General features: G+C 31.7%; 19 protein-coding genes. 5 read left to right on the top strand and 14 right to left on the bottom strand.

Going from position 1 to position 21944, the window contains the following annotated elements; translation table 11 throughout:
* Nucleotides 1-930: IS1380 family transposase (locus tag C7954_RS09660; protein ID WP_134059817.1), on the top strand; the 930-nt coding region annotated here is incomplete at its 5' end.
* A gap of 225 nt (nt 931-1155) precedes the next feature.
* Here C7954_RS09660 and C7954_RS09655 read toward each other — a convergent pair.
* From C7954_RS09655 to C7954_RS09645, 3 genes are all read right to left on the bottom strand, one after another.
* The gene (locus C7954_RS09655) at nt 1156-2181 is read right to left on the bottom strand and encodes a dihydroxyacetone kinase subunit DhaK (RefSeq protein ID WP_134059815.1); all 1026 of its coding nucleotides are present in this window, start codon (nt 2179-2181) and stop codon (nt 1156-1158) included.
* A gap of 62 nt (nt 2182-2243) precedes the next feature.
* Complete coding sequence (locus tag C7954_RS09650) at nt 2244-3053, bottom strand: HAD-IIA family hydrolase (protein WP_134059813.1); 810 nt, start codon at nt 3051-3053, stop codon at nt 2244-2246.
* Nucleotides 3054-3225: 172 nt separating this feature from the next.
* Nucleotides 3226-4557, bottom strand: coding sequence for a sn-glycerol-1-phosphate dehydrogenase (locus C7954_RS09645; RefSeq protein WP_134059811.1), 1332 nt, complete (start codon nt 4555-4557; stop codon nt 3226-3228).
* A 518-nt stretch (nt 4558-5075) separates the two neighbouring features.
* On the opposite strand from C7954_RS09645, the gene C7954_RS09640 reads away from it, so the two are divergent.
* The gene (locus tag C7954_RS09640) at nt 5076-5846 is read left to right on the top strand and encodes a DeoR/GlpR family DNA-binding transcription regulator (protein ID WP_134059809.1); all 771 of its coding nucleotides are present in this window, start codon (nt 5076-5078) and stop codon (nt 5844-5846) included.
* A gap of 133 nt (nt 5847-5979) precedes the next feature.
* Here the strand turns inward: C7954_RS09640 and C7954_RS09635 are convergent, their stop codons facing one another.
* The 3 genes from C7954_RS09635 to C7954_RS09625 form a co-directional block, all read right to left on the bottom strand.
* A complete protein-coding gene (locus C7954_RS09635; RefSeq protein WP_134059807.1) occupies nt 5980-7233 on the bottom strand; it encodes a zinc-binding dehydrogenase in 1254 nt (417 codons plus the stop codon).
* 76 nt (nt 7234-7309) lie between these two features.
* Entirely contained in the window at nt 7310-8170 is an 861-nt protein-coding gene (locus C7954_RS09630) for a class II fructose-bisphosphate aldolase (RefSeq protein ID WP_134059805.1), read from the bottom strand.
* Nucleotides 8171-8395: 225 nt separating this feature from the next.
* Nucleotides 8396-9940, bottom strand: a complete 1545-nt coding sequence (locus C7954_RS09625) for an FGGY-family carbohydrate kinase (protein WP_134059803.1) — start codon at nt 9938-9940, stop codon at nt 8396-8398.
* Between the two features lie 168 nt (nt 9941-10108).
* On the opposite strand from C7954_RS09625, the gene C7954_RS09620 reads away from it, so the two are divergent.
* Complete coding sequence (locus tag C7954_RS09620) at nt 10109-11545, top strand: transposase (RefSeq protein WP_134059801.1); 1437 nt, start codon at nt 10109-10111, stop codon at nt 11543-11545.
* Between the two features lie 447 nt (nt 11546-11992).
* Here the strand turns inward: C7954_RS09620 and tkt are convergent, their stop codons facing one another.
* The 3 genes from tkt to C7954_RS09605 form a co-directional block, all read right to left on the bottom strand.
* Entirely contained in the window at nt 11993-13963 is a 1971-nt protein-coding gene (tkt, locus tag C7954_RS09615; protein WP_134059799.1) for a transketolase, read from the bottom strand.
* A gap of 10 nt (nt 13964-13973) precedes the next feature.
* A complete protein-coding gene (gene fsa / locus C7954_RS09610) occupies nt 13974-14627 on the bottom strand; it encodes a fructose-6-phosphate aldolase (RefSeq protein WP_134059797.1) in 654 nt (217 codons plus the stop codon).
* Nucleotides 14628-14701: 74 nt separating this feature from the next.
* A complete protein-coding gene (locus C7954_RS09605) occupies nt 14702-15184 on the bottom strand; it encodes an RpiB/LacA/LacB family sugar-phosphate isomerase (protein WP_208320682.1) in 483 nt (160 codons plus the stop codon).
* 463 nt (nt 15185-15647) lie between these two features.
* On the opposite strand from C7954_RS09605, the gene C7954_RS09600 reads away from it, so the two are divergent.
* A complete protein-coding gene (locus C7954_RS09600; protein ID WP_243833667.1) occupies nt 15648-15875 on the top strand; it encodes a hypothetical protein in 228 nt (75 codons plus the stop codon).
* Nucleotides 15876-15941: 66 nt separating this feature from the next.
* Here C7954_RS09600 and C7954_RS09595 read toward each other — a convergent pair whose 3' ends face one another.
* The 5 genes from C7954_RS09595 to C7954_RS09575 form a co-directional block, all read right to left on the bottom strand.
* On the bottom strand, nt 15942-16442 hold the full coding sequence (locus C7954_RS09595) for an FxsA family protein (RefSeq protein ID WP_089716971.1): 501 nt from the start codon (nt 16440-16442) through the stop codon (nt 15942-15944).
* Nucleotides 16443-16482: 40 nt separating this feature from the next.
* Nucleotides 16483-17160, bottom strand: a complete 678-nt coding sequence (locus C7954_RS09590) for an HD domain-containing protein (RefSeq protein ID WP_089716972.1) — start codon at nt 17158-17160, stop codon at nt 16483-16485.
* Nucleotides 17161-17271: 111 nt separating this feature from the next.
* The gene (locus tag C7954_RS09585) at nt 17272-18069 is read right to left on the bottom strand and encodes a TIGR00266 family protein (protein WP_089716973.1); all 798 of its coding nucleotides are present in this window, start codon (nt 18067-18069) and stop codon (nt 17272-17274) included.
* 33 nt (nt 18070-18102) lie between these two features.
* A complete protein-coding gene (locus tag C7954_RS09580; protein ID WP_134059795.1) occupies nt 18103-18396 on the bottom strand; it encodes a hypothetical protein in 294 nt (97 codons plus the stop codon).
* Nucleotides 18397-18597: 201 nt separating this feature from the next.
* Nucleotides 18598-20073 carry a 4Fe-4S binding protein gene (locus C7954_RS09575; protein WP_134059793.1) on the bottom strand — a complete coding sequence of 492 codons (1476 nt, stop codon included), beginning with the start codon at nt 20071-20073 and terminating at the stop codon, nt 18598-18600.
* Between the two features lie 187 nt (nt 20074-20260).
* On the opposite strand from C7954_RS09575, the gene fliK reads away from it, so the two are divergent.
* Nucleotides 20261-21844: a flagellar hook-length control protein FliK gene (fliK, locus tag C7954_RS09570; protein WP_134059791.1), complete on the top strand. Its 1584-nt coding sequence runs from the start codon at nt 20261-20263 to the stop codon at nt 21842-21844.
* Nucleotides 21845-21944 lie beyond the last annotated feature (100 nt).

The following is a 21944-nucleotide window of genomic DNA, read 5'->3' as shown; positions in this document are numbered from 1 at the left end:
GACTTTGATGATACAGTCTGTACTGTTTTTGGTAATCAGGAAGGTTCTGAAAATGGATATAATCCAAGATATAAAGGCAGACCTTCTTTTAAAGAGAAAGTTGGTATCATTTCTAAGACTGATGAACTACTTAACCTGACACTGGAAGAAGGTACTCATCACAGCAACCATGAATTCCTTAGTTTCTTAGAATCCTGTATTGAGACTCTACCTAAAACCTGGTATCTAAAAAGAATCAGAGCAGATAGAGGATTTTTTGATCAGAAAAACTTTAGATACTGTGAAGATAACGGTATCGAATATGTGATCAAAGCTAAAATGCAAAATGGTGTCAAAAAAATTATTGATTATGTTAATGAAAATCCAGACCAATACCCCTGGGTCAAAATTGATAACACATTTAGTGTTACAGAAATTAGAGTTCCATTAAAAAGCTGGGATAGAGAGCGTAGATTTGTTTTAATCAAAAAATCGTTACCTAAAAGCAACAAAAATGGTCAGCTTCTTTTTGAAGAGTTCACCTATGAATATCAGGCCATAGTTACTAATGTTGACTATCTAACAGCTGAAGAAGTATTTAATGACTACAACCAACGCTGTAATATTGAAAACAAGATTGACGAGCTGAAAGAAGGTTTTGCCTTTGACCAGAACACTCAGATTAATCGCAAATGTAATGAACTGTATTTACTGATTAAAATGATTGCTTTTAACCTTAATAACTGGTTTAAAAGAACTTTCTTACCTGAAAGTATGCACCATCATGAGATAACAACGATCAGAAGAATATTTTACAAAATAGCAGGTAATATCTGCGGCAGTGGCTGGTACAAACACATCCGATTTGCCCCAAATAAACTGCTGAAAAAAACAATTACACATCTTAGAAAGGCGTTAACAGATTTTAGAAAGAAGGTGGTCCTAAATTAAAACCACCAGTACAGTTGAGACTAATTTTTAAGCTATGAAAACCATAGTTTAGTTAAGTGCGTCTGAAATCTGGGAGCTGGATAATTTATTTAACTGGTTATCTAAATTAAGACTAAATATTTAATTTTAATAGATTGAAATGATTTTTTAACGGCAAAAATCTAAAAAGAACTACTTTAACTTTTTACTTGCCGAATTCAAGTTAAATTTATTTTATATGTGAATTTAGTTAATATCCTCTTTCATTTGTTTAAAGGATACTGCATCACATTTATCAGCAAACAATTCTTTTAGTTGATCATCAACTTTGGTTAGTGTAATAGAATAACCTGCCATCTCTTGTGAAGTAAATAATTCACCAATATAGTTTTTAACAATATCTATTCCTTTTTCCTCAAGCATATTATATACTTTACGATAAGAAATATACATTTCAAGAGGAGAGGTGGCTCCAAGACCATTGATTAAAACAACTACCTCATCCCCCTCTTTATAGGGGAGGTCTTTAAGAACTATGTTAACTAAATCAGCTGTAACCTCATTATTTGTTTTCATAGTTTCTTTTCTAATACCTGGCTCACCGTGATGTCCTACACCAATTTCCATTTCACCTTCTGCTAACTCAAAACTGGGTTCACCATTTGTCGGCATAATACATGGTTTATGAGCAACTCCCATACTGCGTGTGTTAAATAGGGCTTTATCGGAAATTTCTTTCATTTTTGCTAAGCTGTATCCTCTTTCTGCCATTGCTCCAGCAATCTTCCAAATAATTACCTCACCTGCAACACCACGTCTGTTTTCCATCTTTTCTTTTGGTGCCGAAGCAACATCATCATTAATAATAACTGTATCTACATCTATTCCATCTTCTTCAGCCATTTCTGCTGCCATTTCGAAATTCATGATATCTCCACTAAAGTTACCTATACAGCAGAGAACTCCTTCTCCTCCATCTGCAGCTTTAATAGTTTCATAAATATGATCAACCGAAGGCGAGGAAAAAATATCTCCTACTGCTACTGCATCTAATGCTCCTTGACCAATATATCCCATAAATGCAGGTAAATGACCTGAGCCACCTCCAGAGACTACTCCTACTTTACCTTTAATAGGGGCTTCTTTTTTCGCAACACATCTTTCCGAAACCCTTTTTATTTTGTTTTCATATGACTTAACAAAACCATCAATCATCTCTTCAATCAAATCTTCCGGATCATTAAGATACTTCTCATAATTTGGATTACCCATAATAATTCCTCCTTTAAATTATTTTGAAAATAATTTAATTTATTTGAAGCTAATTAAAAAAACTACTGACTATTATTATTTTTTAGTTCATCCATTATATCTGCAACAGATTCGAGAGCATAATCAGGTTCATGAGGGCTCTCCTCAAGCGTTTCTTTAGTTGATTCACCACTTAAAACTAGTATGCTTGTAATATCAGCATCAATGGCCATCTTAATATCTGTATAAAGCCTATCTCCAACCATAGCCATTCTATCTTTTTTTACACCGAGAGTATCAGATACATAATCAACCATCATAGTATTAGGTTTCCCAATCACCAGTGGTCTCTTACCTGTAGATGTTTCGAGAAGACTGATCATCGAGCCACAATCAGGCATGCTTTTGCCACCTTCAAGTGGACAGACATAATCGGGATTTGTGGCTATATATTCGACCCCATCCAGTATTAAATCATGTGCATCCCAGAGTTTCTTATACTCTAGAGTTTTATCAAAACCTAAAACAACAAAATCTATATCTTCATTTTTATCTTTTGCTATTTTTAATCCCGCATCAGCTAATTCCTGTTCTAAAGAAGGTGTTCCTAAAGGATAAACCTTTGCTCCTTCTTTCTTCTTATTGACATAATCTGCAGTAACCTGACCTGAATTAACAATTCTTTCGACTGGAACTTCTAGACCAAAACGCTTTAGCTTTTTTTGATAATCCTTAGTATTTTTGGAAGAATTATTTGTAAAAAAAACATAATCCTTACCCTGTTCATCAAGTAGATTAATAAAATCTACTGCTTTATCAATTAATTTATTGCTCAAATAAATGGTACCATCCATGTCAAGTAAAAAACAATTGATATCTTTAATTTTAGTCATTTATTATCATTCCCTTTAAAAAATTTATCGCATTATCTATTTCATCAATCTTATTGATATTAAAAAATTTTAAGCAAACATTAAGCAAATATTTTCAGAGTTTTATTGTAGTTTAATAAAGAGCTATATCTTAGAAAAAAAATTTAGTTTTCTTTTCAATTTAAAGTATAATCTAAAGTCTTGTTTCTAAATTATCAATTGCTTCTTCTGCCCAATCTTCCAGAAGTCCAGCCTGATTTAATAGTGTTAAGATAGAATAGCGAACCCTTATTTCAAAACCATAATTTACAGCTTTTCGCAACCAATCATGATTAAGTCCTTTAACATCTTCTCTGTCAAAAAAACCAAAATCATCAAGAATTTCATCTACTTTTTTCAGATTTTCTTTATATTCTTCAATATAAGATTTTAAGTTTCCCTCTTTTTCAAGCAGTTTTTCTTTGCTTATCTTTTCGCGTTCCCATCTTTGATCTAATAGTTCTAATATCTTAGGCGCTTTTTCCAAGTAAATTTCTTTAATTGCTTTTTCTCTTGCTTCTCTATCATGATTTAATTCAAGATCAACAAAATTTGTTTCAAGCAGTTTTAAATAAAATTCACTAGTAATAACTGTTGCTGTTCCAACTTTTATTCCATGTGTAGGCACAGATTCCTGGAATATACCAGAATACATATCAAAGAAATGTGATATCTGATGTTCTCCTGCAGAAGCCGGTCTTGAGTTGCCAACCATCATCATTGCAATACCTGAATAAATCAATCCTTTTGTCAGGGCATCAATTCCTTCAATCTTACGTTCAATAATCGTTTCATAGTCATTGAAAAGATCATCCAATACGTTCTCAACCATATCATAAGCTTCCTGACAGAAATATGCATCTAATAATTCACGCTGCATCTTCCATCCCAGCAGTGAAGTCACTTTACCAAGTAAATCACCAAGTCCTGATTGAATTAACTTCCAGGGTGATTCAGCAAGTACATTAAGATCTGCAGCTATAAAATCTGGTGGGATAATATCATAAGATTTTTTTACACCCTCATAAGTAATAGAAGCAATGGAAGAAGCATAACCATCCATTGAAGGAGCAGTAGCTACGATAGAATATGGTCTGCCCATTTTACGAGCTGCATAAGCGGTAAGATCATTGATGCTTCCTGACCCAACTGCCAAAATATATCCATCATCATCTACACCAGATAAAACACCAAAAATTGCATCTGGATCTGGAACTAGGTGATCATCACCTTCTTTTTCTTTTAGTAATATTTCTTCAACTTCAAAACCTGACTCTTTCAGCAACGATTGTACTTTATCACCTGCAGCAGCTTTTGTATTCTTATCATTAACAACATAAACCTTTTTTTCTTCAGATACTCTACTTATTAAATCTGGGATTCTACTCAAAGCATTTTCTTCAATTACAACCTCTTTTATAGGTACCTCGTGTACTTTACCACATGAACATTCTTTTCCTGAAATTTCTTTAAGATTTAAATCCATTAAAATTCCTCCTTAAGATTAAACCAATTTTAATTATTTTACTTAATAAAGAATATAAAAACTTTTTCGTCAATTAAATATTAACATAAAATAAAACTAAAAGCAAGTATTTTCTATTATTTATTTTCATATTTTTTCATATATTTTTATTATTTTTTCATATACCTTTTTAGTATTCTATATTTATTTATCTTTTGCTATCTGCTTTAATCTCTAATTTGTTAAGCTTTAAATACATTTATAAACCTAGATAATTCTGCCTGAACTAAAATTTTAATTCTTGAATATTTTTTTATTTATTTTTATTTCAAAGATAAAAAAGAAGTAATTTTAAATTTTTTTTAATTTTACTGAATATATGCTTGACAATTGAAATTTTATAAAATACAATTAAAAATATAAAAGGCCTTAATATCCAAATAAACTTCTAAATGGACCTTTAATAAGAACATTCAATATTGATCATAAAATTCAAATAAGATAATTTTATTAAAAATTATAGATTGGAGGTCTTTTCTATGCTTTCACATACCAGAAAAAATAAAATTTTAGAGTTGCTTAAAACATATAAGCAAATATCTACTCAAAAACTGGAAAAAGAACTAGATGTTTCAGGTGCAACTATTCGCAACGATTTAGCCCAATTGGAAGAACAAGGTCTTATAGAAAGAATCCATGGTGGAGCTGTTCTTCCGGATAAAGATGAGGTCGATAGTTTTCGTAATTTTCACAAAAGAAGTGAAAAAAATATTGAAGAAAAGAAAGCAATTGGTAAGTTAGCAAAAGATTATATTAAAAGTGGTCAGACAATTATACTTGATGCCAGTTCAACAATCCTTTATCTTATTCCTTATCTTTCCAACTGTGAAAAATTAACCGTTCTTACCAATGGTATTTACACAGCACTTGAAGTAAAAAATGAAGAAGATTTTAATGTAATCCTTCTCGGTGGAATTGTAAGACCTAAATCAGGATCGGTTGAAGGCTTAATTGGTAGCTGTATGTTAGATGATATTTCAGCTGATTTAATGATTACTTCTTCACATGGATTTAATGTTAATAATGGTTTAACAGATTTCAATTTTTATGAAGTAGAATTAAAAAAGAAAATGGTATCTAAATCCAGTAAACTTATTGCATTAGTTGATCATACTAAAATTGGCCATACTTCTGCAGCTCAGTTTGCAAAAACAAGTGATATTGATCTACTAATAACCGATTCTGGTATAGAAGAAGATGATGTAAAGAAAATTAAAGAAGCAGGAATTGATATCATAGTTGGTAAATAAAACTTCTTCTTAATTAATCTCAATTTAAAATTTTATGTAACTTTAAACAGATCAAAAAAAGCAACCCCATATTTAAACAGCTCAAAGTAAAACTGCTGTTTTTATAATGAGGTTTTTATAATTTTATTCTTTTTTATTTGAAATTCTGGAGAAGATATTCTTCTGCTTTTTTTGACCATATTCCATTATTGTCTTCAACTATTTTTGCCAATTCAGTGAAACGAGCATCTTCTTCTCCGCGTACAGCAAGATCATCTAATGCAGTTAATTCCATATCAATTCCTGTATAAATCAATTTTTTCCCACCTGGCAGATTAGGAAGATTCAAAATAGTATCTTCAGCAGTATTTAATCCACCTATATGGGTAATCATTTTAGCAGGCTTTAGTTTTCTTTCTGCAAAAAGTCTGAGAGCTTCTTTCATATCCTCATCATTGCCACCTGATGAACCTGTAAAATGAGTAGCAGAATAATGCACATTATAAAAATTAACTTCAGCTGAAAAGTTTTTGTTTGTAGGGCCTGCAAAAAAATGCAGATTTCCATCATCACCTAAAAGCCTATCTCCATCTTCAACTAGAGATTTAACAGGAGCATATACAAATACATCATTATAACCACTGCCTCCATTAAGTTCTTTTAATTTTTCAATCAGATCATTTTCATCCTGTGGATTAATATAATGTAATTCAATATCATTTTTTTCTGCTTCTGCTGGTGGGAAAATCTTTGCCAATCTATCTAATCTATCCTGATTTATATCTACCAAAACTAAAAGAGAAGGAGTTCTTTCTGAGTGAAGGGCATAATCTAAAGCACCAATACCCATCGGACCAGCAGCTCCCAGAAGAGCTGTGCTTCCATTTTCAATTATTCCCATTTTATGAGTATAATCATCAACATTATGATAAACGGATTTATAACCACCAATCACACAGGAGATAGGTTCAGCTAATGATGCTTCATAAAAAGCATCTCCTTCATATTTAAAAAGATATCCTAGCTCCATCGCTTCTGCTGGAATTATTACATACTGACTGTTGCCGCCAAAATATTTATAAGAATAACCTGCAGTATTGGATTTACCCTTGTAATCTAAAACTGGTGAAACAGTAAATTTTTGTCCAGGCTGATATTCATCCTGCCATTTTGAACCGACTTTTAAAATTTCTCCTGCAAATTCATGTCCTGTAATAGTTGGATTTTCTGCAACATCATTAGGAACACGCTTATGGTCGGCTCCCTGAAGAACCGTTTTGTATGTCGACATGCAAATACTGTTTGTGACAACCTCTGCCAGAATCTCATTTTCTTTTATTTCGGGAAGTTCAAATTCTTCCAACCTTAAATCTTTTTTTTCATATAATCTCAGAGCTCTAGTTTTCATATTATTCCTCCCAGTTAACATTTCGTTACGTCAAATCTAATTATATTTTGTTTTCCATATTCTGTTCAATAGTTAATCAAACTCTATTATCAGAAAATAGCTCTTCTATTTTTGTAGCCACAGTGTTACTTAAATAATTTTTGATCGGTTCAAAAAGCATATCTGGTGTTGGATCAATTCTAGCGTCTTTTTTTGCCTTTTCAGCAGCTTTTAAAAGACCTTTATACATAGAGATTCTCAAATCAGCAAAGATATTGATCTTAGTAATACCATTTTTTATAGATTTTTGAACCTGTTTTACAGGTGTGCCAGAACCACCATGGAGTACAAGTGGAACCGAACTGACTTCATTAATTTCCTTCAACCGTTCAATATTTAATTTCGGCTCGGATTCGTAAACACCATGAGCTGTACCAATTGAAACTGCTAAGGCATCAACTCCAGTTTTTTCGATAAATGTTTTCACATCTTCCGATTTTGTAAGTTGGGAATCCCCCTCTTTGCTTCCATCAAGATTCATTCCACCCACATGGCCCAATTCGGCTTCAACCGTAACTCCTTTAGCGTGTGCATAGTCAACTACTTCTTTTGTATTCTTTATGTTCTCCTCAAATGGAAGCTTAGAACCATCATACATCACAGAACTAAAACCATTATCAATAGCTTTTTTTATGAACTCAAAATCTTCTGCATGGTCAAGATGAAGCACAATTGGTATGTGATATTTTGGAGCAACTTTATTAATCAAACCTGCAATATAACTAAATCCTTTACCTTCAAGATCGTGTCTTAAAGACATTAAAATTACGGGTGAGTTATTTTTTTCTGCAGTATCCAAAATAGTTCTGACCATAAAATCTTCAATACAGTCAAATGCGGGCACTGCATAGCCTTCTTTTCTTGCTTGAGGTAATACTTCATTTAAGTTTGTAAGCATATTTATTATTCTCCTTTTTAGCTTTAGAATAGTAAGTTATTAATAAAAATAAGTAAAATTTTTAAGAATATTTTGAAATCTAAAGTCATAAAATATATTTATATGATTATTATTGCCTGTTTTCTCTCTTATTAAAATTGTTGACTTATTACGAGAAAACAGGTTAGAATTTATTAATCATTTATATAATAATTATTTTATAGTACAGTTAAGAAATCAAATAACTTAGCAATTAAATGAATTTATTAACTTATCAACATTATTTCTAATTTCATAGTTAGCACTAAATATATCTTTAAGAGCTGGATGTAGGTGTTTGTAGACTCTCTCATAGTATTCCTCATAAATTTCGTTGATCTTTGGATCCGGCTCAATTTTATCGATAAGATCTAGTTTTTCTTTTGCAACTTCATAGCTCTCAAATAGGTCAACACCATTACCAGCAATATAAGCTGAACCTACTTCGGCACTTACATGACCACCAATGTAAATAACATTCATGTTTAGAGTATTGGCTAAAATTTCTCTCAATAATTTACTTTTAGCCATACCACCCGTTACAACCATATCTTTACCAATCTCAGTACCTGAAGCTCTAATGTATTTCAAACTATCAAGCAGTGCATATGCTACAGATTCGAGTCCAGCTCTAAATATATTAGCTCTAGTATGGTCCGTGGACAAACCAAACATAACTCCTCTAGCTCTTGCATCCCAGACAGGTGATCTTTCACCTGCATAATATGGAAGTATAGTTAATCCATCTGAGCCAGGATTGATTTCTGCAGCTTCTTTATTCATTTTAATATAGGCATCTTCACCTTCATGTCCCATGATATTATCTCTAATCCATTTATAAACTCCACCCGTAAAAGCTGGAGCAGCACTAGTAAGATACATATCAGGGTAACCTGGTGCAGGTGAAACAAGCATATTTTTTGCAAAATCATCTGATTTTCCTAAAAAGCCCCAAACAGCTGATGTGCCAAGTGCTACAACATTTTCTCCAACTTCACTAACGCCAGCAGCCATTACACTTGCAAAACAATCCCCTGCTCCAGCAACTACTGGAATACCAGGTTTCAAACCAGTTTTTTCACTTATTTCTGGCAGAGTTTTTCCAATTACTTCTTCTGGTCTAACTAGATCAGGCATCTTGTCAATATTCAGACCAAGTTTATCGAACATTGCAGGATCCCACTGCTTTTTGCGAATATCAAAACCAATACCTGTACAGGCTGCCTGAGTATAGTCCATACAAACTGTTCCAGTTATTTTATTAATAATATAATCTTTAATATTTACAAACTTATCTGCTTGTCCATAAATGCCTGGTTCTTTATTTTTTAACCAAAGAAGTTCTACTAATCCATAATAAGGGTCAACTGTGTTTCCACTTAATTCAAATACTTTATCTACACCAATAACATCTTTTATCCATTCACCTTCTTCTGTACCTCTTCTATCCAGCCAGAGAATTGCGGGATATAAAGCCTTTCCATTTTTATCTATAGGTAAAACATCTGGAGTTAAACCACTAATACCAAGCCCTACAATTTCGCCATTCTGTTCTTCAACCCAATTTGTAGCCTCTTGAACCACCTCACAAAAACTGTCCCAATATACATTTGCTTCCTGTTCAGCCCAACCTGCTTTAGGTATCTTATAATCATGATCAGTATAGAATGAATTTTCAAATTCTCCATTTTCATTAATAATTGCTGCCCTTGCTCCACCAGTACCAATGTCTACTCCTAATACATATTTCATATAATTTCCCCTCCTAATTTATATATATGTTAATAGTCGTTTGTATAATGTCTAAGGCCCGAAATAACAGGGCTCATGACATAAATTTTTGGTGACTTCCTCCTTAAGATATGGTATAATATAGTTAGAGATACTAAAAATACCACAAATCAAAAGGAGGAAATCATAATGTCTTTTAATTCTAAAAAGCAATTGTCTTTCGGTGATCTTTATGAACAAGCCAAAGATTGGGCTCAAAATGATAAACCTCAATTCCTTGAAATGCTCGATCAATATCTTGATTTATCTGAATTTATTCCTGCCAGTTTCTACAATGCTTACTACAAATATTTTGGTAGAAAAAGAGAATATGGTCTGGAATCAATACTTTCTGCCTTTATCCTTCAAAAAATATTAGGAATTCCAACTCTTGTACTTTTAGTTAATATTTTTGCATTGAGCAGCGACTTAAGAGATTTCTGTGGTTTTAAATCTGTTCCTGATATCTCTCAGTTTTCTCGTTTTAAGACAAAGTTTGAAGATCACTTAGAAGATCTTTTCTATCATCTTGTTGATGTTACTGAACCTCTTTGCAGAAAAATTGACCCTCTAAAATCTGATCTTTTCATCTATGATACAACTGGCTTTGAACCCTATGTGACTGAAAACAATCCTAAATACATAAACAATATCATTCGCAGACTTAAAAACATCTACAGAAACGATAAAAATGTTAATATATATTCCTTCGCTTATCAGTCTATGCCTTCTTCAGCTCATGTTAATCAAGAGATTAAACAGCTCTATATCAATGGTCATTTCTGCTATGTCTACAAAGCTGGTATTGTCACTAATGGGCTTGGTATTATCCGTCATATCTCCTTTTTTGATGATGACTTTAAAGATAATCACCCTGAAGTACCTATTGAGAAAAAATCTGACTCACCTGATGAAGACAAATCAATTGGAGATTCAACTTCTTTAAAACCAGTTTTAGAAGATTATTTCAATCTTCATAGTAATCAACATTATTCCACTTTTATCGCTGATTCTGCCTTTGATAATTATCAGACTTACCCCTTTTTAATTAAGGATTTTGGCTTTGATAAAGCAGTCATTCCACTTAATCCTAGAAATAGTAGTTCAGATCTACCCCAACCAAATTACAATGAAAACGGCTGGCCTTTATGTCCTAAAGATTCCTCTTTACCAATGAAACCAGCTGGCTGGTCACGCGAAAAGAATCGCAGCCCCAGATTTAAATTTGTCTGTCCAAAAACCAATCATAAAGGCGGTAAAAGAAACTGCTGCTGTGAAAACCCCTGTACTGACTCCAGTTATGGTAGAGTTATCTATACTTATCCAAATCAGGATTTAAGAACTTATCCTGGTATCATTAGAGATACAGATGACTGGATAGATCTCTACAAAAAACGCGGAGTGGTTGAACAGACAATTAACTATTTTAAAGATGCTATGGTTACTGGTAATCTAAAAACTCAGAATCTAAAGAGTATTAAAGCAGATGTTTTTCTGGCTGGAATAACTCAGCTTTTAACATTGATTTTAGCTGATAAAATGGATAAACCAGAAAATATTAGATCTTTAAGATCACTAATTGCTTAGAATTTAAATCTTTTAATATCTTTTTTTAAAACCTGTGTTCATAGGTTTATTTTGTCATGCTTAGTTTTATTAGAACATTTTCTTATTCAATTTTTAAATTTTTAAAATTGAACTCAACCCATTACTTACAGTTTTTTACTATTTTCTTTGTCTATTTTGCAAACACCTATATATATGTTAAATGAGAATTAAAAAATTTCTCATAAACATCTGTACTAAAAAATCAAACAATAAAGTTATTCACAAACCAAAAATTCAGGAATAATCACTAGATAAAGACAATTACTAAAATTAACAATTTTATATTGGTGAAAACATATTTTTAGATTAAAAACTTAGTTTAAATTAATATATATTCTTTCTTATTACATCCATAATCAATATTCTGAATTTTAAATGTATTTTAAAAGCTGCAGAAATAAAATTCTACAGCTTTATTTAACTCTACTAGCTTATTTTTTCAATGATTTTTTCTGGATTGAAGCCAAATTTTTCAGCTATTTTATTACCCGGTCCGCTTTCACCAAAGTCCTCTACGGTAATTAATTCATAATCTCCATTAAGTAGATTATGCCAGGCTCTACCTATACCTGCTTCTATAACAACAGTTTTCTCTGTTTTAGAAAGCAGTTCATCAAAATAATATTCTTCATTTCCATCAAGAGTATCTTTATCTGGGATAGAAATAACCTGTACGTTTTTTCCCTTTTCTTCAAGAAGATCAGCTGTTTCGACTGCTAGTGATACCTCACTACCACTTGCAAGGAATGTATAATGATAAGTATCTGAATCTGTAGAGCTTATTTTATAAGCACCTTTTTCCATACCAGTCCAGAAATCATCTTCTTTGTCCAGATGAGGAAGAGTCTGTCTTGTAAATACAAGTGCAGTTGGACCTTCTGTATTTTTAATAGCTTCATACCAGGCAGCTTTTGTTTCTTCTTCGTCTGCCGGTCTTAAAACTTTAAGTCCAGGAATTCCACGCAAAGCTTCTAAGTGTTCAACTGGCTGATGAGTAGGTCCATCTTCTCCGATATAAATCGAGTCATGTGTGAATACATAAATTATTGGTAGCTTCATTAAAGCGGCCATCCTAATTGCGGGACGCATATAATCGCTGAAAACCAAAAATGTTGCAGCAAATGGTCGCAGTCCACCATGTAAAAACATTCCATTTACGATTGAGCCCATTGCATGTTCTCTGACCCCAAATCTAATATTTCTACCCATATAATTTCCGGGCTGAATTTCTGCATATTTATCTAAATATGTTTTATTGGAAGGAGCAAGATCAGCTGAACCTCCAAGTAAATAATCAATCTCATCTGCAAGTTTTCTTAGAACAGCTCCAGAAGCTTTTCTTGTAGCATTTGGAGTTTCAATTTCAAGTTCTTCGATAGTTTCTTTAAGATTATCTGGTAAAAGAAGTGCTTCTGCTTTATCCCATTTTTCTTTCAATTCAGGATTGTTTTTAGCCCATTCAATAAATTCTGCTTCCCATTTTTTTCTTTTAGCTTCTAATACAACTTGACGTTCTGCAAAAAATTCTTTTACTTCTTCTGATATATAATATTTTTTATCAACAGGAAGACCAATATTCTTTTTTAATCCTTTAATTTCTTCTTCACCAAGTGGAGCTCCATGAGCTGCTGCAGTTCCTTCTTTTGTAGGTGCACCACAGGCAATTTTAGTTTTAGCCATAATAAGTGTTGGCTTGTTTTTTTCTGCCTTTGCTGCTTTTACTGCATTTTTAATCTGTTCAAGATCATGTCCATCTACATCTTCAATAACGTGCCAGTTATATGCTTTAAATCGATCAGCTACATTTTCTGTAAAAGTAATATCTGTACTACCTTCTATAGAAATATTGTTATCATCATAAATAACAATTAGCTTATCAAGAGCAAGGTGACCGGCAAGAGAAGCCGCTTCTGAACTTACACCTTCCATCATACATCCGTCTCCAGCAATAGTGTAAGTATAATGATCTACTATTTTATGTTGAGATGTATTAAATTCTGCAGCTTTTATCTCTTCAGCAAGAGCCATTCCAACTGCATTAGCTAAGCCCTGCCCTAAAGGACCAGTAGTAGTTTCTACGCCTGGAGTCATCCCATATTCTGGGTGTCCTGGAGTTTTAGAACCAGGCTGACGAAACTTTTTTAATTCCTCCAGTGAAAGATCATAACCACTTAAGTGAAGCAGTGCATACTGCAGTGCTGATCCATGACCAGCAGAGAGTACAAATCTATCTCTATCTGGCCAGTCCGGTTTTTGAGGATCATGTTTCAATATGTCTGCATATAAAGCAGTTCCAATCTCTGCACAACCAATCGGTAAACCTGGATGTCCGGAGTTAGCATCTTCTACTGAATCTGCCGCTAAGCCACAGACAACATTTGCAATTTCATTTAACATCTTTTCCCCCTTATTTATTACCTTGAGTTTTATTCCAGTCATCTAAAAATCTCTCTATTCCTATATCAGTTAATGGATGTTGCGAAAGTTTTTCAATTACGTTAAATGGAATTGTAGCTATATCTGCACCTGCTAAAGCCGCTTCTTTTACATGCATTGGATGTCTAATACTTGCAGAAATGATTTCTGTATCCATTTTATAATTATCAAATATCTGTACAATCTCTCTTACAAGATCCATGCCATTTGCTGCCCGATCATCCAGTCTTCCAATAAATGGGCTAACATAAGTTGCACCTGCTTTAGCAGCTAAAAGTGCCTGATTTGCTGAGAAAACTAAGGTTACATTTGTATTTATACCTTCATCACTTAATGTTTTAACAGCTTTGAGACCTTCCATTGTCATAGGGATTTTTACTACTACATTTGAAGCTATTTCTGCAAGCTCTCTTGCTTCTTCAATCATCTTATCTGCTTCAAGTGCAACAACTTCTGCACTTACAGGACCATCTATAGTATCACAAATTTCACTAATTCTTGTCTGAAAATCAATATCTCCTTCTTTTGCAACAAGTGACGGATTTGTGGTTACACCATCTATAACTCCATAACTTTCTGCATTTTTAATCTCTTCCAGATTTGCTGTGTCAATAAAAAATTTCATTAATCTTCACTCTCCTTATAATTTTATTTAAGCTGCTGCTTTTATTTCATGATTCAAGTAATTTTTACCTAAGCTTATTCAATACCTTTTAAGTTTTCTTTTTCAATATCATAAATTTCTTTTAGCTTTGGAGTTGAACGTCCCGGTTCAAACTCAAGTCCGAGCCATTCTTTTACAATTTTCTTTGCAAGTCTAGGACCAGTAATTCTTGATCCAAGTGTAATAACATTAGCATCATTACTTAAGGATGCTCTTTCAGAAGCAAATGTATCATAAACCTGAGCTGCATAAATTTTTGGAAATTTATTAGCAGTTATTGCCATTCCAATTCCTGTACCACAGATTAAAATACCATTTTTTTCATAATTACTAGCAATAATTCTTTCTGATAATTTTTTTGCTACTGATGGATAATACATTTCATCATCAACAGAATCAAGACCCACATCTTCGTATGCTATCCCTTCTTCATCCAACATTTCCTTAATTACCTCTTTAAGTTCTATTCCAGCAGTCGCTGCACCAATTACAATTTTTTTCTTAGATATTTCTGTCATTTTAGTCCCTCCTAGATTTTTACATTACCTGGCCAAGGTATTTAAAATTAAAATTTAAATAAAATGAATTAACTAACTTTTTCGTTAATTTAATACTAACATAAAAAAAAAATAAAAACAAGCGTTTTTTATCATTTTTTTTATTTTTTTTCATTTTATAATTTTAAACTACCTTTTTTATAATTAATTATTTTATTCATAATAACATAATATCAAAAATAATACCGGAATTTATTTATTAATCCCCATATAAAGACGTTATTAATTATTTTAAATATATATTTATTCTGATTTTAATTATTTTTTTATAAAAATAAATGAAATATAATAAAAATTAAATTTATTATTCTTTCTAGTTATGAATTAATTTCAAAATATTATTTCTGTTCTATGTGGAGATAGAATTGAATAGATAAAAATAGAGATATATAATTTTTTAAATATACATAAAAATAGAGAATTAATGCGAGAAGAGAAATTTGTTTATAGAAATAATTTAGAAACTTTTATAGAAAAAGAACATCAGGAATTTTTAGAGAGGGAATACAGTTTTAAAAATGATATTGAATCAGCTTTTAGAATTTGTGTCTTAATGACAAATAAATTGGTATATGAAATGCAGCTTGAAGAAAATTATTCTTTTGCACATGTATTCAATTTAAGACACCGTTTGCTCTATCAAAATGCATAAACTAAATAACAATATTAAAGGAGCCAGTTTAAACTGGCTCCTATTTTTTTGCAGATATTTATTTTTTTAATCATCTTCTACTTTTTCCGCTTCTACATCAATGAAATCTTCTTTATAACTTTGATCATCATTAGTTCTTTGATTATTAGTTTGCTGCTGATTTTGATTGAATTGACCACCATAATGAACTTCCACTTTATTTTCTTTAACATATTTGAGGAAGTATTTTTTCACAACTGCCCCAATCAAATCTCTTGAGCCAGGTAAGATTAATAGAAAACCTGTTATATCTGTTAGAAAACCTGGAGTTAGTAAGGTTACTCCACCAATTAAAATTAGTAAAGCACTAATTAGATCATCTGTTGGCATCTTACCAGAATTAAGGGTTGAACGAATATTATTAACTACTTGATAACCCTGCCTTTTAGCAATGCTAACTCCTGCTGCTCCTGTAAATACTATTACCATAACAGTTGTAAAAACACCAATAAATTGACTTATTTCAAGTAAAAAGTATAACTCGATTAAGGGTACTACTATAAAGATCAATAAGAATTTATAAAACATATTTACCTTCCTCAGTTAAAAATAATCATATTTTTAGAATCTAATCTTCTTGATAATTAACATGACCTAAAAGCTCTAAATCATTGATCAGCAATCTAAAACGACAGCCTAGATATTTAGCAGCTTCTTTACACATTTCCATTCTATATAAATAGATTTCAAAATAATCCATTACCTGACTGATCGAAGAATCATAATCTATGCTCAAAGTTATTGTTTCATCTTCTGAATCAACTGATATTGTTGAATCCATAATTGCCAAATTAACCCGATCATGAATAAATGTAGAATCTTTTTTATTAACACGAGTTCTATGGGCATCACTTTTATCAGCTAAAATTAAAGCTGCTGTAATTGGACTCACTGCTTTACCAATATCAACATCATGATTGGCAATTGCTGTAGTTATTTTTGTAATATCTTTTAAAGGCACATCCAATCTTCTCAGTTCTGTATAGACAATATTTGCCCCAGAAATTCCGTGATGTTTTCTATTAAACATATTACCAACATCGTGTAAATATCCTGCAATAGCTCCAAACTCAACAGTCTTATCATCAAAACCTAAATCTTTTAAAATTCTTTCAGTTGTTTCAGAAACATAATTAACATGTCTAAAACCATGTTCTGTATAACCTTTTTCTGAAAGATAATGATTAGCCTCTTTGATCATATGCTGGAAATCAGGATTTGCTTTTATTTCTTTTAAAGTCAACATAATATTACCTCCCTAATTTATTTCAATAAATTTATTTTAATTATTATAGGTATTAATATATATTATCTAATATCCCGGGAGGTATTGCAAGTTAAGGAGATTACAATTTAGTTAAAAATTATCTCCATCTAAAATATTTCCGATCTGACCTAAAACAGATCCTTCGCCTTTTTGTTTACCTGAAATACGAGGAGCATTTTTAATAATTCTATCAGCAAGTCTGGAAAACGGCAGGCTCTGCAGATAAACAGTTCCTTTACCCTTAAGAGTAGCTAAAAATAATCCTTCCCCACCAAAAACCATTGATTTTAAATTTCCTGCTCTTTCAATATTATAATCTATACCTGCTGTAAATCCAACCAGACAGCCTGTATCCACTTTTATTTCATCATTGTTTAATTCCTTTTTAACTACAGTTCCGCCAGCATGAACAAAAGCTCTCCCATCTCCACTTAATTTTTGAAGAATAAATCCTTCGCCACCAAATAAACCACTTCCAAATCTCTTATTAAAAGTGATATCAACTTTTGTTCCCAAAGCAGCACATAAAAAAGCATCTTTTTGACAGGTGAATTGATTTAAGGGTAACTCCGAAAGTTCTAAAGCAATTATTTTTCCGGGATACGGTGCAGCAAAAGCAATTTTCTTTTTAGAATAACCGGTATTAGTAAAATGAGTCATAAAAATTGATTCACCGGTTATTGCTCTTTTACCAGCTCCAAAAACCTTCCCTAATAGAGAGTTATTTGCTTCACTGCCATCTCCCATTTTGGTATCAAATGAAATTCCATTATCCATCCAGTTCATTGCTCCAGCTTCAGCAATTACAGTTTCTTCTGGATCTAATTCTACCTCTACCACCTGCATGTCATCACCAATAATTTCGAAGTCAATTTCGTGGCTCTTCATTTTAACCCCTTCTTCCCTTGTTATTTTACAAACTTATTGAACTAAATCTGAAATTTCAGCAGGAGTAACCAAACGATCATCGTAAGAAATAATTAGCTCTTTTTCTGTAAATTCTACTTCATCTACTATCCCTGTATAAGCTTTAACTCTATCAATTAATTCTTCTGCCTGACAGGCCATCTCTTCTAAGCTAATTCTATATTCAACTGTATATTTTCTTCTGTGATTTTCTTTTTCTGCAAGTATTTCTTCTATTTGAGCCTCATCTAAATCACTGCTGCCGCAATCATTAGAACCACCGCCGCAGTTTCCACAGTGTTCTGACATTATATTCCCTCCCATCAATTCATTAATATATTTTCTACAACTATTATAACATAGTTTTTTTAAAATTTAATTAAAAATAAAAAAAACACCCTTATTTGTAATAAATAAGGATGTTTTAGGCTGCTATTGAATATTTTATGGTGAATTCAATTTAAAACTACAGCTGTTTTATAAAGCTTATTAGAAGATAAACTTAATTTTTTAAGTTGATTCTGCATAAAGGTGACTCTGATCAAAATCTTTTTCTTCTAAAAGTTTACGGGCTGCTGCTTCCATTGGTCCTGGACCACACATGTAAATCTTATAATCATCTAGATCATATTTATCCATAACATCTGTTACAAATCCTTTTTCACCTTCCCAATTATCATCAAAGGCTACTACCGGGATAAATTCGAATTTATCAGATTCAGCCTCCATTTTTTCAAAAAAGTCTCTATATAAAAACTGATTTTCTTTATTAACCCCATAAACTAGTTTGGCATTTTTAATCTTATTTTCGTTATTAACAACAGATTCTACAATTGGAATAAATGGAGTTATTCCTATACCTCCGCCAACTAGCATTATATTTTCTGCCTCAGTATCTACAACTAGTTCATGACCCATTGGTCCTTTAAGTTCAATCGCCTGCCCCTCTTTAAATTTTGAGAAAATAATGCTGGTTCCATATCCATCAGCAACTTTCATGACAGTTATTTTAATTAAACTGCCTTCATCCTCTATTCCTGCAATAGAATAGGCTCTATACATCTGATGCTTTTCAGAAACTTTTACCAAAATAAATTGGCCAGCTTCAACATCTATCTGATTTGGATTCTGCAGTCTAAATGAAAATTCTTTGATATTTTCTGACATCTCTTCAATATTTTCAATCACCGCTGAAATTTCATCTTTTTTATAGTAATCTAATTCGCCTTCTTCCCAGACATTAAAATCAGAAGCTGCATCATTTTTGATTTCTAGAATTCCTGCTGGGCAGTTTTCCATACAGGTATTGCAGCGAATACATTTTTCGTTATCTAATTGACCATTTTCATTCCATTCTAGATATGGTTCAAGCTGCATCGGACAGACTCTAGCACACATACCACATTCATGGCAGAGATCAGTGGATTCAATTGTTACTTTTTCATCAGTCTTTTGGTTTACCCCTAAAGCTTTTCCCGCCTTATAACTTGCCTGCTGAATAGTTCCCATTGGGCAGAACTGGCACCAGGTTCTGGGTGAATAAAAAATTGAGGTAATTCCTCCTAAAACTGTAACCATTAAATAGCTTGCTACAAAAATAAAACCTAATTTATCTAAAAATGGAGCCTGACCATAAATCCCCATAACTCTGATCAATTTTCTACCAACTTGAAAAGAGAAAAATGCTAAAAAAGCAATTCTTAAAATATTTGATTTAAAAAATTTGGGTATTTCTCGGTTTTTACTAAATTTCAACATCACTGCATCAAATAAGCTGCCGTGAGGACAAATATTCCCACACCAGTATCTTCCTTTAAAAAATGATGTTAATGATAAACCAAGCATTACTGGTAAAACAAAAAGTCCAAGTTTAGGAAACCATAAACCACCTATAGCAACTGTCAGGGTAAAAATCCAGGCATATTTTCTCAGCATAGTAAAAGTTCTATTTGTCTCAATATAATATAATGACTCAATATTTTCCATTTAAATCCCTCCAATTATAATATTGTATTATTTGAATATAACAATATAATAATTATAATCAAATGTCAATAACTAAAATTAAATTTTTAAACTAATTTAAGCTTATTTATCTGAATAAATTAAAGGATTTTAATCAATTTTATAGAATTGAATGAATACATGCATTATATTTGAAGGAGTTGACATTATGGATTTAAATGGATTAGCACCAATTAGAAAACTTGATATCGGTATTTTGAGGCAGACTCTAAATACTGATAATTTAAATACAGATGAAAGCAAGGTCAAAAATAAAGGGGTTGAACATTTACCAGAGATTTTTAGGCTGATTGCATCTTTAGAAGATGATACCCAAAAAATGCTGCTCGACAGCTGGGCTAAATTAGAAATGCCGTTAAATGAAAAAACAGTAGGTCAACTTTTAGAGTATTTGGGTAATAAACCGGCCTTAAATACTCAAGATAAAATGGCGGTTATAAAAGCTTTTGCCTTTTTAGAAAGTAATGGTCTTCCCTACTCAGAAAAATTTGTTGATGCATTACGATCAATTTTTAATAATAATGGAAATCTGGCGGCTGATCTTGAACAATATATCAACTCCAATAATTCAATAAGTGAGGAACAACTAAGTCAGCTTCTAGAAAATTCATCTTTATCTGAACTAAAAGAATCTATAATAGATTTAAATAGTTTAACTGAACCATCTCAAAACACACTAAATAAAGAAGCGGCTGCTTCAACTCAAAATTTAAATGTACAAAATCCTGAATCCACTCCGGCTCCTCCAGCAAATAATGAAAACATTAGTAACTTAAGTCCTGATTTTTTGAATAGTTTTAATAATTTAGACCAGGAGACAAAAACTCTAATTTTAAATAATCTAGATACTACTGCTAAAAACTTTGATCAAAATACTATTAAAATCCTAAATAATTATTTAGCTGAAAATAATATTGAATCTTTTTCTGAAAAGACTGCTGTATTAAAATCATTTGCTTTTCTAGAGAACAACCAGCTTCCTTTAGCCGAAAGCTTAGTTGATGAAATGAAAACAAATTTTCAGAATTCTAATCTTGAAAATATGATTACTGAAATTGAAAGCAAAAATGAGTTGTTTAAAAATCTGCTTGAAAATAATTCTTCAATTATTAATAAAAATGAATCAACTTTAGATCTAAATACAGAAGCAGCTAAAATTGCAGCAAAATTAAATGATTTTTCTAAGATTTCTGATCAAATAGTTTCACTTTTTAATAAAAGTGGTGGTGAAAGTGAAGAAAAAATTGCTGATAATTTTTTGGGACAAAAAATAATTAATTTACAGCAGCAGGATATAAATACTCCTCTAATGCTGGCTTTAGAAATTCCAGTCCAATTACAAGAAAATAAAATGTCTTCACTGCTCTTAAAAATCGAAAAAAATAGTGGTGATGAAAATAAAGCTGAACAAAGTAATACAGGTTATAACATTACTTTTATTTTGGAGTTTGAAAACATAGGACCAATTAAAAGCAATATTAATATTAACCAAAAAAAAATTAACACCAGTTTTTTTACTGAAAGCCATGAAACTGCAGAATTGATCAAAGATAATATTGCTAAATTACAGTCAGCTCTCTATAAAAATGATTTTGAAATTAATCGAGTTCATATAGAAAATTTTGAGGATTTCGAAGAAGAAAAAACTAAATTTTTTAATAAAATTATTCTTCCTGAATTAAATGATAGCAATCAAGAAGGTAAATATAGGCATATTGATATAAAAATATAAAGCCTCTTCGCTATTTAGTGTGGGTTTTCATTGTTCTTTTATTTAATCTCGTTGAATTTGTTCATTTCAATCTCCAATTATGGTATACTTTACCTATACT

Source organism: Halanaerobium congolense (assembly GCF_004366375.1).
In the GTDB taxonomy this organism is placed as follows: Bacteria; Bacillota; Halanaerobiia; order Halanaerobiales; family Halanaerobiaceae; genus Halanaerobium; species Halanaerobium congolense.
This window is presented reverse-complemented; position numbering and strand designations above follow the sequence as displayed.